The organism is Candidatus Omnitrophota bacterium (assembly GCA_040755155.1).
In the GTDB taxonomy this organism is placed as follows: Bacteria; Hinthialibacterota; Hinthialibacteria; order Hinthialibacterales; family Hinthialibacteraceae; genus JBFMBP01.
The window spans coordinates 69,894-85,513 of the sequence record JBFMBP010000078.1; the positions used below are offsets into that span (position 1 = coordinate 69,894).

A 15,620-nucleotide genomic window follows, 5' to 3' on the forward strand; every position below is an offset into this window, starting at 1 on the left:
CAATTTCCAATGAAATGGACCACTAGTCTTACGATTCCAGAGAATCGAGCCATCTTATTCCTGAGCAGCTTCGAACAAAGCGGCTTGCAGCAATTCCTCGCTCACGCCGCGTTTCTTTAAATTCTCGATCAGCGAATGGACGGCGTCGTCTCCCAAACGCTCCAAATCTTCCCGCAATCCTTGCCCCACATAGGCCCTTATCAAGGGTTGATACCCGGAAAAACCCAGAAGCGGGGCGGCGCGTTTGAGATCCTCGATTACATCGATCGGAAAACGAATCGAGACGGTCGTCATGGGACGGTTTTTATCCAAGCGTTTTCGCAATTTATCCATTTTCATAGTCTAAACGCTCCTGGCGCGTCGCTTCTCTCGACGATATGATTCGGATTTTGTTTTCCTCGGTTTCGATATGAACTACAAACAAAAGATTCCAATTTCGATCCATTCCAATAATAGCATCACGCTCTTCATCGTTTTTGCTGGCATCTACGACCTTCAAAAAAGGATTGAAGAACGCTTCCGCCGAGTGTTCAAAGATAATCCCGTGCTTGCGGGCATTTTGCCGCGTTTTGGTCTCATTCCACACAAAGGTTATGCCGCGCAATTGATAATAGATGTCCATAGAAATAGTAGTAAAACGTATATACGTTGTCAATACATATCGATAGAATGTAACTATCTATAATCCTGATGGGTAAAAAAACGCAGCTATCTTGGTTTTCTGGCTAACTCTCATTTCTCAATTTAGTAATGATACCGCGCTTGCAGAAAGTGAATTTGTTCTTCTTTGACGAAGTAGACGATCCGATGCTCTTGCGTCAATCGCCGGGACCAGGTTCCGGAAAGAAGATATTTCAAATGTTCCGGTTTGCCGATTCCAGCGAAAGGATCGCGCAATACTTCTTCCACGATATCGAGAACGCGAAGGGCTGTCTTGCGATCCGTCTTCACCCAATAGCGCAAATCTTCCAAAAATTCGGGATGGAAAACAGCGCACCGAGGGATTCCAGTTGGTTTCGGCGCGGCTTTCTTTTTACTCAAGAGACAACTCGTTGCGTAAGTCCTCTACCGATGACGGCTTAATCTCCTCCGTTTGCGCCCGAACCAAGGCGCTCAGGAGCCGCTTGGCGTTTTTGGGAGAACGCATTAAATAGGCTGTCTCCATTAAACTCGCCAATTCATCCGCCGATACCAGCGCCACATCCTCAGCGCCCCGCCGCCGGATAATCACCGGCTCGCGTGACGAAGCGGCTTCATCGCAAAGCTGCGCAAAAATCGCCCGCGCTTTCGTGTAAGTTGTTACCGTTGGCATCTTTTTTCGTCCTATTTTATAAACGTATATTTTTCCATATATTTTTTATATGCTCGATCCATGCTCCATGAGGCGCGTCAAGCGATTCTCTGCATCGCGTTGACGAAATCGCGGCCGGACATGGCGTTAGGCAAGGGTTTATCTTCTTGCTTATAGACTTTAATTGTTTCATCGACAAGTTCGCAAAGCTCGGCGAAGACGCTCTTTGCGTCCGAGCCATGACAACCGCCATAGAACAGTTCCGGACAGCTGCCGATGAAACAGCGATCCTCGTCGGACCACTCTACGATTTTTACGTACTTATCGCCTTGGTTCATATCTTGGACTCCTGAATGGCGAGCCGAACGCATATCGATCAAGTTTACGTACGCCGTATGGCGTTCGATTGAAACGGAGAAATCCACCCTATGCGACGGGCGCACTATCTAGATAGAGCGTATCGGGGCAAAAGTCTTGACCGTTTTGCCATTGAACGCTGCCCAAAAACGGTTTGACGGAATTGAATGCTCGCAAGTCTTTCAATTCCCGAAAAATACCTTTTCCCAAGTAAGGCTTAACGTCAAAGTATCTTACTTCATCGTTCGTGAAGACAAGAGTAAGCGTAAAATCGGGATTCGGCTTGACGGCCTTGACTCTAGGATTCATGACGCGCCTTTCTTATTTGAGTGGATCAATTTTGAAAACGGTCTCGCCCGCGCTGGCAAGTTTCCAATCCGCCATGAGTTCGTCTTGATGGATTTCGATCCATGCTTGAACTAATTTTAATTTATTGGACCGAAGAGAACCTTCCAAGACGTCGCCATCCGGAAGAGAGATCACCGCTTCTTGGTCTTGGTACTGGATGTGAATGTGCGGCAGATGATGCTGGCGATTATCGAAAAAATACATGGAAACAATTATTCCGTAGAACATTGAGATTATAGCCATGCTCGATTCTCCGCAATATTTTTTAGATAATCTCCCCGAAACGATCCATTCCGTCCTAGAATTTTCCCATGCCGCCTATACCCATTAAGGCTTGCTCAATCAACAACCGTTTCAAAGGCGACGCGCAATGATCTTGACGGCGTTCTATCGAAGTTTAATTTCTCAAATCCAATCGCTTCGCCTTGCTCGTTTTTCATCAAGAGAATCTCTTCACCAGTCTCTGCGACTTCATATTCGTCTTCAGGATTGCCAAACCAAACAGTCAATGTATTTCCTTGACGATCGTAGTAAACTTTTACTAAGGCCATATTCGATCACCTGCTTGAATATCGCACAGGAAGTCGTAATCCAATCTCTTAGACATACGCAACGCTTTCCATAATGCTTTTGGCGATTCGCTCTACTCTTATCCCCTGAATGCCTGCGGGAGTCAGGACATCGACGCTTTTCCCCAAAAGATTCTCAAGATATTCGGCGAACTCGACAAAACGAAAACCTATCGGACGATCGAATACTACGATAATATCCACATCGCTCGCCGCAGAGGATATATCCTTGGCGTAAGAACCAAAAATACCAATCCGTTTTACTCCATATTCTGAAGTAAGATAAGGAGATTTCTCCTTTAGAATCTTGATGATGTCATCTCTCGTCAACATCGCCGACTCCTTGAGTCTTCGTTGTGCATTCATTCGCTGAAGCCGCCAGCCGGGATTCTTCTTTTCTCCGTCTTCTCGTTTCAACGGCTTTCCTGGCTGTTGCGCAACGTTTCCTCTTTAGCGCCGCCTTCTTTCCCGCATCTTTCATTCTTTTCGACCATTTCACGATTTTGGGCCGGTCTCTCATCTCGATAATCGTCTCTGTGGAGATAAGATCGAGATCGTGCATCTTGTGGCAGTTCGGACAGAGAATCGCGAGATTCGCGGGATCGTTGTTGGTTCGATTCCCATCTAAATGGGCGACTTCCAAGACGGCGGGAACGCCGAATCCGCAATGCGCACAGACGGGATCGTATGCTTCAAAAGCGATCTTGCGATAATTGATTTTTATTCCCATCTGCTCTCCGCTCGCCAACCTGCGTTATACTCTTATATCATGAAGAATACCAGCGACGCCCAATTCGATCAATATAATTACGAATTACTTCCTTTTTGCGCCATTATCGGCCCTACGGCTTCGGGCAAGACCGAACTCGCTCTTGCTCTCGCCGAGGAGACCGGCGCGGATATTCTTTGCGTCGACGCCATCCAGGTCTACCGCCGCCTCGATGTCGGATCGGCTAAACCCACGTCCCAGGAACGTTCCCGCATCCGCCATTTCGGTTTAGACCTCGCCTCGCCCTTGGAAAATTTCAGCGCCTCCCGTTTCGCTCAATACGCCGAGCCGATTCTTCAACTCGCCTTGAAAGAGAAGCGGCGGCTGATTCTTTGCGGCGGAACGGGATTGTATTATCGCGCGCTTTTGGAGGGCTTCTTCGAAGCTCCCGATCCCGATCCCGATCTGCGCGGTTCTCTCCAACGCCGCCTGCAAGCCGAAGGCCTTCCCGCCCTCTACGCCGAACTGCGACGCCTCGATCCCGCCGCCGCCGCTTCCATCCACCCCCGCGACGCCCGCCGCGCCCTGCGCGCCTTGGAAATCATACGCCAAACCGGCCAAACCGTCTCCCGCTTGCGCCAAGGCCAACAGATTAAACCTTGGCTTGCCCTCACCCGCTTCCTCGGCGTTCTCCGCGAACGGGACGAACTCGCTCGCCGCATCGAAAAACGCACACAATGGATGTACCATAACGGGCTTATCGAAGAAACGTTATTCTTGATGGAACTCGGTTGTTCCCCGCGGCTCACCGTCATGCAAGCTTTGGGGTATAAGGAGTGTTATCAATACCTAAAAGGGAAAATATCGTTGCCGGAAGCGATGGTTTCGACGGCTTCCGGCACTCGCCGTTATTCCAAAAGACAGATGACCTGGTTTCGCCGCCAATGCCCTTCTCAATGGATTTCTTGGGAAAATCGAAAAGATTTGCAGGAAATTGTACGTCAATCCTTGCAAATTTGGTTAAATAGTGATAACTATAGAGGATAAGTATAAGGGTCGAAATCTGTCTTTTAATGAGATGCCCTAAAATGGAAAGGGGATTCTAATGGCCGCCAAGAGTGTGATGAATATTCAGGACAGTTTTCTCAATCAAGCCCGGCGAGAGAGGATTTCTCTCGATGTTCATCTCGTTGACGGTTCCGATCTGCACGGGAAAATTTCCGCTTTCGATAACTTCACCATCATTCTCCTCAACGACGAACGCGAGGAGCAGTATCTCATCTATAAGCACGCCGTCGCCACCATCATGCCCGGAGCCAAAACCCGCGTGCGCTGGAATCAAATGGGCGAAGGCGAAGTCCCAACCAAACCGCCTAGCCGGCCCCGTGATCGCGAACGCTAAAATTACGCCCTATTCGACCGTCTCAACGCAAAGGCCCAAAAGCGAATGCTTTTGGGCCTTTGCCGATGTATTGGCAAAAAAAAGCGATGGAAATCTATTACTATCTAATTGAATTAAATATACTTACAACGTTTCGAACATTATCCCCGCTTTTTTTTGTTTTATCCGTCTGTTTTTAATCGATTTCATTGCCATAAATGCGAAAAGATAATAAGATACGATCCTCCTGTTCGGATATGTTTTTTCCCCTAAAAGAATATAATGATTATCCATTGAGGGATATCAATAATTTGGGGAATCCGATTTGTTTTGGAATTACGAAAAAACTAGCCAAGTTTTTCATCGTGAGTAATTTATCTCTCTAGGGGATGATAAAATGAATGAATCGCAACCTGCCGAGGAAATGATTTTATCATTTATTGGTCTAGCAAACGAGCCGCATGTCCCAGCCAACATTTTGGTCCAAACCTTGGGGAATATGCAGCGCGTTATTCATCTCCTCGCCATAGAGCACGAAAAAAAACCTACGCGGGACCGCGATAAAATCTCTGGAGACATAGAACGCAAATATTCGATTCTTTGTTCTCCTCCCGAAAAGGGAAGCGTCGCCATTCCCATAAGAATCGGCGATCCTTCTTGCGATCTTTTTGCGCCGGACGATATACGTCAAGTCGCCAGTTCTTTTCGTCAATCCCTTACGGCGATTTCGAAAAAAAATTACCCCGATTTTTTCAATCTTGTTAAAGATGGAAACCGCCGCAACAAACTTATCGCTTCCTTGGATAAAATGATTCCCAAACGAGGGAGCGGAATCAGAATGTTTCTGAAGGAAAAAAATGGCGATCCTATTGTTGCTTCCTACAATATTCAGGAGGCCATAAACGATTTTTATTCCATGACGCAAGAAGAAGCGGCTACGATTCTGACCGTAACGGGCAGGCTTTCGGAAATCGATTTTGACGAACGTAAAATCACGCTAGTTTATCCACCCACAAACCGTGAATTGGTATGCATTTATGACGAATCGTTGGAGGATATGCTTTTAGAGCATCCCCGCGATTATATCCAAGTTACGGGAATCGTCGTGTTCGACGAGAAAGATAATCCCAAAAAAATCCTTGACGTTAAATCGATCAAGGAAGTTGATCTTTCTCCTTTTGTCCTTTCCGATTTTAACTATGAAAATAAGTCTATGCGGTTGAAAAAAAACTTAATTTTTGAACCGAGATTGGATGAATCGAAGCAATTGCTTTGTATTGAAAATCCCGATTTAGGAATCGATATTTTTGCTTATACTCGCGACGATTTGAGTAAGGAATTATCGGATCATATGGAATTTTTATGGAGCGTGTACGCTCTAGGCGACGATTCGAAAATGACGCCGTTGGCGCAAGAATTAAAAAGAAGGTTATTATCCGCCATCGAGGAGAATGAACAAAATGCCAAAAGATAAACGCCTCGTGGAATCGTCTCTACTGAAAAAAGGTTTTTGTCAGGATAACGCGCATCATAAATTTTTCTATTATCAAACAATGGGTGGAAACCTGACTCACATCCATACTTACACAAGTCATGGCAGTAAAATGAATTCACTCGACGACTATTTATTAAATCAAATGGCGAAACAATGCCGCCTTAAAAATAAGCAGTTTTTGGATTTGGTCGATTGTTCGATGGATCGCGAAGGATACGAAAAAATTTTGCGGGAGAAGAATTTGATTGATCCTCTCGAATAGAAAAATCTTTTCATTCTCTATAACATCTTAAGGATATACTAAATGAATATGAGTCTAAAATGCCCAATTATTCTTTTCGCCATTTCGTTTTTCGCGTTATCGCCTATTTCTTATGCAACGGATTCCATATCTGAAGCCAATCTCTTCTCCGTTCTTCCCCCTCAGGCCGCCGTTGCGTTCCGCATTGTTTCCATTCAGGATATGGGCGCCCATTTCGACGCTTTTATGGAAAAGGCGGCGGGATTCACGGCGCCGGATCAAATCGAAACTATCGTAAAAAGTCCTTTCGAACTTAAAAGTCTCGACGGCATGGCCAAGGATCAATCCGTCTGGGCTTTTCTTTTTCTGAACGAGATAGACGACTACGAACCCGAAGATTATCTCGTTTGCCGCTATCCCCTCTCCGATGAAAGCCAATTTCTTGCGCAATTCCCATTGGATAAAACCGGCGATGGCGAATACGCCTCCGGCGATTTGCGGATTTGGTCGAGAGACGGCGCCGCCATCCTTTGCAAAAAGAAGGCCGAAGAGATCGTCAAAGCATGGCTAAAGGAAAAAGACTCCTTTTCCCCTGTAAAAGACTGGCCTCGGAAAAACGGCGAAGACGCTGCTCTCTGGATTAACCTTGAAAAAATCCTCGGCCAAGTCGGCGGCGAAATTGAAAAAGAGTTCGAAAATACCGTGCAGCATAAATCGGTTCATGCGGATGCCTTGATCGAAAGCGTTAGTCCCATAGCAGCCATGAAAGCGAAGTGGGGGCTGGACTTGCTGCGCCAGATCGAATCCGTACATCTTTCCCTCGGCTTCTCCGCCGAATCCGCCCTTCTCGAGAAAAATATCCGCATTCGATCTGGATCGCCGCTCGCCCAGTTTTTCGCCGCCTTCACCCCCGCCGATCCCATGCCCCTGCTTTCCGCTCTGCCGGCTCAGGGAATCCTTCATTACTTCGTCAATATTCCGCCTTGCTTTTTCGACATGTCCCGCGAACGCATCTTGCGCGATGCGACAAAAGCGGAAGCGGATGGAAAAGGATTGGGCGAAACATGGACTTTAGCCGCCAAAACGCTGACGGGTCTCCAAGCGGGCGCCGTGGAGCTGGCGGATAAAGAAGATCAGCTGGTTCAATTCACGCATCTCTTCGACGTTTCCAACCGCGAAGCGGCGTTGGAATTGGCGAAGACGCATATCGAATGGATGAAGCGCGCCGCCGCGTCTCTTTTCGACGGCGGCGAAATCCTCTGCTCCATCCAAGATCGTCCCAACGCGGGCAAAGTTGGCGAGTTTCCCTATTCCACCCTGCGCATCGCTTTTGACGCCAAAGATCCCGAATCCCCCCTAAGCAATGAACTTGCCGCTTTCAATGTAAATTTGGAATACGCCGCCGTTGCCAACGCCTTTGCCGTTTCGACGGGGAAAATCGTTCCCGTATTGCAGAAATTAAACCAACCTGCGGCGGCCTCCAACGCATCCGCCTGGCCTGCCGCCGCCGACCGCAGCGCCTTCTTCGCGGCGCGCTTCAATCTCATGCAGCAATTCAAAGCCATCCAACGAGCCCTGGCGAAAGGCCCTATCAATTTGTTAGCAGGATTGCAAATCCCCGAAGCGCCGATGGAGGGATTCGCCATCTCCGTCCAGACGAAAGGCGAAACGTTGACTGGCCGCCTAATCCTTCCATCCAAAGACATCCGCGCCGTGGTTACGCTTTTTATGGGCGAGAAGCCAGCGCTGGGAGAATAATCCCGCGCGGCGATCAATTGCCAAACGCCGTTCTCCACCAATGCTTCTAAATTAAATAACTATGGTTTCAGGTCGGCATAAAGCGTTGAATTCGCGCATTGCTTCAAATTCGGTTAGAACAAGCCGAAGAATGCCTGTAATGAGATATTTACTATTTTTGTGCTAAAATTCCATAAAGCAGGATAGCGCAATGCTGGAGGTCGTCGGCGATGAAACCCAAAACCTTAGACTGCGTGGAGATGAAACGCCAAGGCGCGGTGCTGGTTCAAGTAAAACTCCAAGGGAAAACCACGAACGAACAACTGGAATATTGGAAGCTGCGAACCGAGGAATTGTTGCAGCGTCAAGAAAAGTTGAAAAAATCCAACGATCCTTATCCATCGTCTGAGGCATCGTCTCATTGAGGCAGCCCGCCCTATGGAAACAAGGCAAGATCGATGGCGCATTGGAAACATCGCGGAGAACGCGGAAAATTTGGATGGCGCGGAAAAAATCCCCAAAGCTTTCTCCGTGAAATCCGTCGTCGATCCGAGATATCTGTGATTCAAACGCCCATCGTCCGAATCATGATATTCGCGATGAAAGAATACCCGGGTTTTTTTATCCTGAATATCCTGCAAATCCTGGCCATCCGGATTCGGACAATCCGTGCGGCGCCTTTGAAACAGGAAGGAATTGCAAATGATAATTTCTTACGATGAAGAAGTGGATGCTCTCTATATCCGTTTTCAGGAGACCACCGTGACTACAAAGCATTTAGCCGAAGGAATCGCGGCGGATTACGATCGGGAAGGCTGCCTGGCTGGAATTGAAATATTGGATGCCCTGAAGCGTTTTCAAAATCCGAAAGTTTTTCAACAGGTCATCCTTGAGAATGTGGCATGGCGCCATTAACACCGGAGCCATTCGTGCAGGTGATGCGCTCTTATCTTCTCCAGGAAGGCTGCCTTGAGGAATAACGGCCAGTGGATGGGACGCGGCGCCTGACTCCTCGTGAAGACGCTCCGCCAGGGGGGTATTTTTGTCGGAATCATGATCCCCAGGATGAAAGGACGGCCAGGATTCTTTATCCTGAAAATCCTGCAAATCCTAGCCATCCCGATTCTGACAATCCGGTCGAAGCGCCGCCCCCCGCAAGAAAACAAGATTTTTCTATTTGTTTTTTTTGCATTTTGTTGTACCTTATTTTGCATGATGGAAAACAAACCATTCGTCTCGCGAAGGATCGGGAAGCGGATGGGAATCGTTTTATTTCAAATGACATGACGCCGTCTCATTTGGCGAAGAACGTTTGACAGGAAAAAAGACGATGGAAACCGCGATTCGTCTCCATATCGAAGCCTTGCCGGAAGGTGTTTATCTCGCTACGAGTCCCGATGTTCCCGGTTTGGTGGCGGAAGGACGAAGCGTCGCCGAAGCCGCCGAAATCGCTCAAGGATTAGCGCGTAAAATCGCCGAATCCTGCCTGGAGCATGGCGATCCCTTGCCTCCGGCTTTGGCGGGGGGATTGCAGGAAGCGCAAACGTTCGATTTATTCGTCCCGGTAAGCGTCGGCTGATGGGCAGACTCTCCGGTTTTCACTATCGCGAAGTAGCGCGAAGACTCCGCAAATTGGGGTATGCGTTCGACCGTTCGGGTCCCGGCAGCCATGAGATTTGGCGGCATAAAACGACGGCCCGCAAAGTAACGATTCCGCGCCATTCCCAACCCCTGGCGGAAGGAACGCTAAGAGCCATTTTGCGGGAAGCGGATATCGCAGTCGATGATTTTTTAGACGCATGATTTCCCCAAAAACTTTCCGCTGCCAAGCCGAATCTTAGCGCCTCGTGATAAAGGCTTTTCTCCGCGCCATCCGCGAAAATCCGCGCTATCCGTGATTCGATCGTTTTTGTCCGAATCATGATTTCCCAGATGAAAGAATGACCAGGGTTTTTTATCCTGAAAATCCAGAAAATCCTGGCCATCCCGATTCGGACAATTTCATGACGAGTCCCGCCAATCTCTCCCCCCCCGCTCCGTTTATCCCTATTGGAAGAATATTCCGCCAAAAATGAATTTCGCGTAGATATTACATTATTCTCGCGGTACAATATGACAAAATCGGCGCTATAGGACAGAAAATTGGATTATTTTGCTATTGAATAACCGGTTTTATGATCTGGGAATCTTTCCTATATGGAGGGTACCATCATGAAACAGCGGAAAATTTCTTTGGCGATCATGGCGGCGTGCGTTCTTGTTTCGATGTCGGCGGTTGGGCAGAGTGGGGCGGTGTGGGTGCAGAAAAACCCCGCGACGTCTCCTCAGGCTCGTTTCGCACATGCAATGGCCTACGATGCGGCTCGTGGAAATGTAGTGCTTTTCGGTGGCAGGGATGACACGAATAGCTCGGGTGTTCTAGGGGATACTTGGATATGGAATGGAACGCAATGGACGCAGAAGAATCCCACAAGTGCTCCGTCAGCTCGTGGTGAACATAACATGGTTTATGACGATGCGCGGAATAGAGTGGTTCTTTTTGGAGGTGGGATTCACGGGGGTTCCTACCCTTACTATTCCGACACCTGGGAATGGGATGGTTCCGAGTGGACGCAAGTGGCCACAGCCGGGCCCTCTCCTCGTGGCTTGTTCGGCATGGCCTACGATAATTCGCGGAACAAAGTAGTGCTCTATGGAGGAAATCGTTACACGACTTATTATGCCGATACATGGGAGTGGGATGGAAGTCTGTGGACACAAGTAGCGTCAACTGGCCCAGGTCCTCGCGACACGCAATTCATGGCATACGACGCCAATCGGGCAAGAGTAGTTCTTTTGGGTGGGACCAATGGAATCAGCTGGCTGAAAGATACATGGGAATGGAATGGTGTTCAGTGGATTCAAAGAGACACAGCTGGGCCTGGTGGAGCAGGACGCGGTGCTGGTTGGGCAGCGATGGTTTACGATAACATTCGAAGTAAGGTTGTTCTATTTGGAGGAAATAGCGATATTTCATATGCGAATGACACTTGGGAATGGGACGGAACCCAGTGGACAGAGGTGAATGTATCTGGCCCACCAGGTCGTAGCGAACATGCGATGGCATACGACACAGCGCGTAACAAGATTGTCCTCTTTGGAGGGATAGTCAGCACAAATGCGCCAATCGCCGACACGTGGGAATTAACGTGGGATTTTACATTGACAGCGACGCCAACGCCCCCTCCAACGCCTACGAACACTCCCACCCCTACTTTTACTCCCACCCCCACCCCCGTCTTCACTCCAGTCAACCTTCCGACCATCGTCGTTCCGCTTCCCAACCTCCCCCAAGGCGCAAAGCCGCTGGAGATGGCGCTCATCCCGGCGGGGACGTTTATGATGGGATCGCCGGATAACGAGCAGGATCGGTATTCGAATGAAGGACCGCAGCACCAAGTTACGCTAACCAAATCGTTCTATATGGGAAAATACATAGTGACGCAGGCGCAATGGCAGGCGTTGATGGGGAGCAATCCATCGTCAGGTTATGGCGTTGGATCGAACTATCCTGTGTATTATGTCTCATGGAACGATTGCCAGACATTCATCCAGACATTGAACCAGCTGGGGCAAGGAACTTTCCGTTTGCCGACAGAGGCGGAATGGGAATACTCCTGCCGAGCGGGAACGACAACTCGCTTCTATTGGGGCGATGATTCGAATTACAGCCAGATCGGGAACTATGCGTGGTATAGTAATAATTCAGGGAGTCAAACCCATGAAGTCGGATTAAAACTGCCCAATGCATGGGGGCTATATGACATGAGCGGGAACGTATTGGAATGGTGCCAGGATTTGTGGGGGGGGTATAGTTCTGTGCCGCAAATAGATCCAACTGGCGCAATTAGCGGTTCGGGCCGTCCGGGACGCGGCGGCTGCTGGCTCGATGTCAATGGGGATCAACGTTCGGCCTCTCGCAACGGGCTCATCCAGGACACTACATACTTTTATGTGGGTTTTCGAGTTGTTAGAGAATATACGACACCAACACCTACGAATACTCCACCCCCTACCCCTACAAACACGCCGACTTTTACCCATACTCCAACTTATACAAGCACCCCGACATTCAACCCGATTATCACTCCGGTTCCCACCTCCTCGCCGTCAGCCGTGCAGCCGACCGTCAATTTCAGCGCCGGTTCTTATAATATCGTCGAGAACGCGGGCAAGGCTACGATTACGGTTTTACTCAGCAACGCTTACACTAGCGCCGTCTCGGTGAAATACTCAACAATGAACGGAACAGCAAGTTCCTTGTCGGATTATATATCCGCTAATGGGACGCTTTCGTTCAATCCCGGCGAAGTGAGCAAATCGTTCGATGTCTCAATTCTTGACGATTCGGTTTTTGAAGGCAATGAGACTGTCATTTTGATGTTGTCCGAACCAACGAACGCGACGTTGGCTTCCAATTACAACAATGTCATTTTGATGATTTACGACAACGATCCTACGCCCACGCCGACATTTACGCCCACGCCGAGTCCCACATCGACGCCTACGCGCATGCTGGACGCACCAACGGATACGCAGACGCCGACCTTTACCTCGACGCCGACGCCGACGAATTCGCCTACCTTCACCCCCACGAACACGCCGACGATACCGGAAGGGGTCGTATTTGCGGGATTGGTTACCCGAGGCAACATCCCGGTTGTGGGAGCCACCGTCATGCTGGGGATTTATACGGCGGAAACAAACAGCGTGGGCGTTTTCCGCATTACCGATCCTATACAACCCGGCAATTACACTATTTATGTGGTTACGTCCTACGGTATCGAATATCAAGGAACCGTGACGGTGGTTTCGGGACAACATCCTACTCATGTTATAACTCTTCCCGTATTTACTCCGACGCCCACGCCGAGTCCCACATCGACGCCGACATCGACTAACACTCCTACTATCATTGCGACTAACACGCCGACATTCACTCCAACGCATACATTCACTTTTACGCCGACGGCAACGATGACTCCGACCATTAATCCCAACTTATTGCCCAAAATAACAACTACTCTCCAGATTAATGGTGGAGCCTATAAATCTATCGCCAACGAATCCATAACGGACGTTCGTTCCGGTGATATTGTCAATCTGGAAATCCGCTTCGACGATCCTTTAGCCAGTTCGACGATGATGCCGAATGCGGATGTGCAAGCGAAAGAAACGAAACTATATGGAATGTCATTAAAAGAAAAAGGCAACAATTACGTTATCGGCGCGCTGAATATCGCAATTCCATATTCCTCGACGCGCACAGGAGAAATTATTACGATAACCATCACAGCGTTAACATCGAAATTCGAAGTTATCGAAAGGAAATATTACCTCAACGCCGCTTATTCCCCGCCAGTACCGCCGACGAATACGCCCACGGTCACGCCTACCTACACATCGACGCCGACGCGGACGCCGACGTTTTCGCCGACTAGCACTTACACGAAAACGCCTACGCCGACTAGTACTTACACGAAAACGCCAACGGCGACATTCACGCCGACAGTAACGCCGACCATTATCATCCCGGAGAATACGATCATCATCACGGACGATCTGCAAAGCGTGGACGATTTGACAGGCAAATTCGACGCCGATGCGCCGAATCAGCGGGCGTTGGCCATCCGTTGGAATTACATAGATCCCCGTTTCAAGAGTTATCATATTTATGTCAAGAAGGATAACGAGAGTCAAAGCTATATTACTACGATTACGGATACGTCGATTACTTATTACGAATGGAAGAATCCGGAATTCGGCCATTCGTATTGGTTTATCCTTTATGGAATCATCGACAATGCTTCGCCGAAGAAATTGGAAGCCCGCGGCCCGGTTTATTACTTATCAACATTAGACAATATGCCCACGCCGACGCCGTCCCATCATACGATTTCAGGATATGTTGCAGAATTCCCAGGTCCTACTGGAGGCATCGCTCGTGGCGTATCAGTGAAATTAAATCCATTAGGAATTACCACTACAACCAGCATTTTGGATGGGAGTTTTACTTTTATAAACATACCCGATGGCAATTATGTGCTAGTTGTACCTCCTAATCCATTCGGTTATTATCCGGATACGCCCGTAACGGTAGCAGGGAGCGATGTTGTAGTAGGGATTCGTCCTATAGAATATACGCCTACTAATACCCCCTCGTCAACAAAAACCCCATCTCCTACTAGTACAAAAACTTTAACGCCAACCTTTACGCCAACACATACGCCGACATGGACTCTAACATTTACGCCGCGAACGCCGTTTCCCCCGCCGGACATCCTCACCCTCATTATCATATCGCGCAACCGTCTAAATAGTCTATTCGGCCAGGATCGCGTAACGGCGCTATGGAATAAACTAAGCTCGCTGCTTGCGCATGAAACCGTACGCGGCGAGATTATCGATTTGGATCAATTTACATCCCTGCGCGACAAGTACAAAGCCTGGGATGCGGACAGCAATCTATTGTATTTAGGAACCAAAACGGAAGGTCAAGATAATATCCGTATGGCTAATGCTATAGCGGAAGATATCAAAGCGATTGTCGGGGGCAAACGCATCGAACAGAAATACGCCAAAGTGAAGTATCTCGTCATCGTCGGCTCGGACGCGGCCATTCCCTTCTACAGAGTAGAAAATCAATCGCGAACCAATAACAGCGAATTCAATTATTACAAAAAACTGGATCAAACCCATCCGCTGTCCATAGCTCTGCGCCAAGACCGGCTGTTGACGGACGATTACTACGCCGATTCCACGCCGTCGTGGATGAAATCCGACTTGGAAAAAGAATTATACCTGCCTAACGATTTGTTAGTAGGAAGGTTAGTCGAGACGCCGGAAGAGATGAGCGCCATGATCGACGCTTATCTGGGTAAAAATGGTCAAATCGATTTCGACAAAGCGTTAGTGGCGGGCAGCGATTCTTATACCAATGGAGCGGACCTGGCGGCGCAAATCCTGGCATCCGATCTGGGACGAGTAAATCGATTGCCCGATGGGGATGACCTATTCGAGTTGATAGATGCTCTAAACGCGAATAATCCCATTAATCTTCTTGGTTTGCATGGAACTCACGATAAGATTTACCGAATGAAAATGCAAATACCTTTATCATCGAAGTCTGCCAAGAATTATATTGAAACTCTTCTCGGCTCCATCGTACTGAACTGGGGAGGCCACGGCGGTCTGAACCTCGACCGGAGAATCGCCAATCCCACGAAAGAATACGATAATTTCACCGATGTATTCATGAAGACCGGAGTAGGGGCCTACTTAGGAACCACTGCTTTTGCTGGATCAAGCCGGGAAAGCATCGGCTTTACGGAACTGTTGGGATTGCGATTCATCGATGCGCTGATATCGGGCACGGCATCTATGACTGTAGGAGAAGCTTATCAAAAAGCCAAGCGTGAATACTGGCTCAACGAAAGCAACGGCCTAGCGGATT

General features: G+C 48.6%; 21 protein-coding genes. 11 read left to right on the forward strand and 10 right to left on the reverse strand.

Annotated elements, in window-relative coordinates:
- Positions 1–54 precede the first annotated feature (54 nt).
- The 10 genes from AB1656_10580 to AB1656_10625 all read right to left on the reverse strand — a co-directional run bounded on the left by AB1656_10580 (position 55) and on the right by AB1656_10625 (position 3,295).
- The gene (locus AB1656_10580; protein ID MEW6235821.1) at positions 55–339 is read right to left on the reverse strand and encodes a hypothetical protein; all 285 of its coding nucleotides are present in this window, start codon (positions 337–339) and stop codon (positions 55–57) included.
- The gene (locus AB1656_10585; GenBank protein MEW6235822.1) at positions 326–622 is read right to left on the reverse strand and encodes a BrnT family toxin; all 297 of its coding nucleotides are present in this window, start codon (positions 620–622) and stop codon (positions 326–328) included. The genes AB1656_10580 and AB1656_10585 overlap by 14 nt, the downstream gene beginning before the upstream one ends.
- 122 nt (positions 623–744) lie before the next feature.
- The gene (locus AB1656_10590; protein MEW6235823.1) at positions 745–1,041 is read right to left on the reverse strand and encodes a Txe/YoeB family addiction module toxin; all 297 of its coding nucleotides are present in this window, start codon (positions 1,039–1,041) and stop codon (positions 745–747) included.
- Entirely contained in the window at positions 1,034–1,312 is a 279-nt protein-coding gene (locus AB1656_10595) for a type II toxin-antitoxin system prevent-host-death family antitoxin (protein ID MEW6235824.1), read from the reverse strand. The genes AB1656_10590 and AB1656_10595 overlap by 8 nt, the downstream gene beginning before the upstream one ends.
- A 77-nt stretch (positions 1,313–1,389) precedes the next feature.
- The gene (locus AB1656_10600; protein ID MEW6235825.1) at positions 1,390–1,629 is read right to left on the reverse strand and encodes a type II toxin-antitoxin system HicB family antitoxin; all 240 of its coding nucleotides are present in this window, start codon (positions 1,627–1,629) and stop codon (positions 1,390–1,392) included.
- 88 nt (positions 1,630–1,717) lie between these two features.
- Entirely contained in the window at positions 1,718–1,957 is a 240-nt protein-coding gene (locus tag AB1656_10605) for a DUF2442 domain-containing protein (protein ID MEW6235826.1), read from the reverse strand.
- A 12-nt stretch (positions 1,958–1,969) separates the two neighbouring features.
- Positions 1,970–2,239 carry a DUF4160 domain-containing protein gene (locus AB1656_10610; protein MEW6235827.1) on the reverse strand — a complete coding sequence of 90 codons (270 nt, stop codon included), beginning with the start codon at positions 2,237–2,239 and terminating at the stop codon, positions 1,970–1,972.
- Between the two features lie 95 nt (positions 2,240–2,334).
- On the reverse strand, positions 2,335–2,547 hold the full coding sequence (locus AB1656_10615; GenBank protein MEW6235828.1) for a DUF2283 domain-containing protein: 213 nt from the start codon (positions 2,545–2,547) through the stop codon (positions 2,335–2,337).
- A 48-nt stretch (positions 2,548–2,595) separates the two neighbouring features.
- Entirely contained in the window at positions 2,596–2,898 is a 303-nt protein-coding gene (locus tag AB1656_10620) for a nucleotidyltransferase family protein (protein ID MEW6235829.1), read from the reverse strand.
- Positions 2,882–3,295 (reverse strand): HNH endonuclease, encoded by a 414-nt coding sequence (locus tag AB1656_10625; GenBank protein ID MEW6235830.1) that lies wholly within the window; start codon positions 3,293–3,295, stop codon positions 2,882–2,884. Before AB1656_10625 ends, AB1656_10620 begins: the two co-directional genes overlap by 17 nt.
- 39 nt (positions 3,296–3,334) lie before the next feature.
- On the opposite strand from AB1656_10625, the gene miaA reads away from it, so the two are divergent.
- The 11 genes from miaA to AB1656_10680 form a co-directional block, all read left to right on the forward strand.
- Positions 3,335–4,321, forward strand: coding sequence for a tRNA (adenosine(37)-N6)-dimethylallyltransferase MiaA (gene miaA / locus AB1656_10630; GenBank protein MEW6235831.1), 987 nt, complete (start codon positions 3,335–3,337; stop codon positions 4,319–4,321).
- Between the two features lie 58 nt (positions 4,322–4,379).
- Entirely contained in the window at positions 4,380–4,676 is a 297-nt protein-coding gene (gene hfq / locus AB1656_10635) for an RNA chaperone Hfq (GenBank protein MEW6235832.1), read from the forward strand.
- 376 nt (positions 4,677–5,052) lie between these two features.
- Positions 5,053–6,129, forward strand: coding sequence for a hypothetical protein (locus AB1656_10640; protein MEW6235833.1), 1,077 nt, complete (start codon positions 5,053–5,055; stop codon positions 6,127–6,129).
- Complete coding sequence (locus AB1656_10645; protein ID MEW6235834.1) at positions 6,116–6,412, forward strand: hypothetical protein; 297 nt, start codon at positions 6,116–6,118, stop codon at positions 6,410–6,412. The genes AB1656_10640 and AB1656_10645 overlap by 14 nt, the downstream gene beginning before the upstream one ends.
- Positions 6,413–6,454: 42 nt before the next feature.
- On the forward strand, positions 6,455–8,149 hold the full coding sequence (locus tag AB1656_10650) for a hypothetical protein (GenBank protein MEW6235835.1): 1,695 nt from the start codon (positions 6,455–6,457) through the stop codon (positions 8,147–8,149).
- Positions 8,150–8,358: 209 nt separating this feature from the next.
- A complete protein-coding gene (locus AB1656_10655; GenBank protein ID MEW6235836.1) occupies positions 8,359–8,553 on the forward strand; it encodes a hypothetical protein in 195 nt (64 codons plus the stop codon).
- Between the two features lie 13 nt (positions 8,554–8,566).
- The gene (locus AB1656_10660; GenBank protein MEW6235837.1) at positions 8,567–8,692 is read left to right on the forward strand and encodes a hypothetical protein; all 126 of its coding nucleotides are present in this window, start codon (positions 8,567–8,569) and stop codon (positions 8,690–8,692) included.
- Positions 8,693–8,830: 138 nt separating this feature from the next.
- Positions 8,831–9,043, forward strand: coding sequence for a DUF2283 domain-containing protein (locus AB1656_10665; protein ID MEW6235838.1), 213 nt, complete (start codon positions 8,831–8,833; stop codon positions 9,041–9,043).
- A 415-nt stretch (positions 9,044–9,458) separates the two neighbouring features.
- Positions 9,459–9,707 carry a type II toxin-antitoxin system HicB family antitoxin gene (locus AB1656_10670; protein ID MEW6235839.1) on the forward strand — a complete coding sequence of 83 codons (249 nt, stop codon included), beginning with the start codon at positions 9,459–9,461 and terminating at the stop codon, positions 9,705–9,707.
- Positions 9,707–9,931, forward strand: a complete 225-nt coding sequence (locus AB1656_10675; protein MEW6235840.1) for a type II toxin-antitoxin system HicA family toxin — start codon at positions 9,707–9,709, stop codon at positions 9,929–9,931. The genes AB1656_10670 and AB1656_10675 overlap by 1 nt, the downstream gene beginning before the upstream one ends.
- A gap of 1,296 nt (positions 9,932–11,227) precedes the next feature.
- A partial coding sequence (locus tag AB1656_10680) for an SUMF1/EgtB/PvdO family nonheme iron enzyme (protein ID MEW6235841.1) occupies positions 11,228–15,620 on the forward strand: 4,393 nt, incomplete at its 3' end.